1 protein-coding gene is annotated in these 391 nt (G+C 68.5%); it reads right to left on the bottom strand.

The features are described from left to right. A partial coding sequence (locus E0L35_RS26025; protein WP_138801771.1) for an SDR family NAD(P)-dependent oxidoreductase occupies window positions 1–391 on the bottom strand: 391 nt, incomplete at both ends.

The following is a 391-nucleotide window of genomic DNA, read 5'->3' as shown; positions in this document are numbered from 1 at the left end:
GCCGTGTTCGGCGGCCTTGGCGTCCACCTGCTTCTGCACCAGCGGGGTGAGCACCCAGCCCGGGCAGATCGCATTGCAGGTCACGCCCGTGGCCGCGGTCTCCAGCGCCGTCACCTTGGTGAAGCCGACGATGCCGTGCTTGGCGGCCACGTAGGCCGACTTCTGCGCCGAACCCACGAGGCCGTGCACCGAAGCCACGTTGACGATGCGGCCCCAGTCGGCGGCCTTCATCGCCGGCAACGCGAGCCGCGTGGTGTGGAAGGCGCTGCTCAGGTTGATCGCCAGGATCGCGTCCCACTTCTCCACCGGAAAATCCTCGACGTTCGCGACGTGCTGGATGCCGGCGTTGTTCACCAGGATGTCGACGCGGCCGAACTGGGCGGCGGCGTAC

The sequence above is a fragment of the Halomonas sp. ATBC28 genome (assembly GCF_005937175.1).
In the GTDB taxonomy this organism is placed as follows: Bacteria; Pseudomonadota; Gammaproteobacteria; order Pseudomonadales; family Halomonadaceae; genus Vreelandella; species Vreelandella titanicae.
This window is presented reverse-complemented; position numbering and strand designations above follow the sequence as displayed.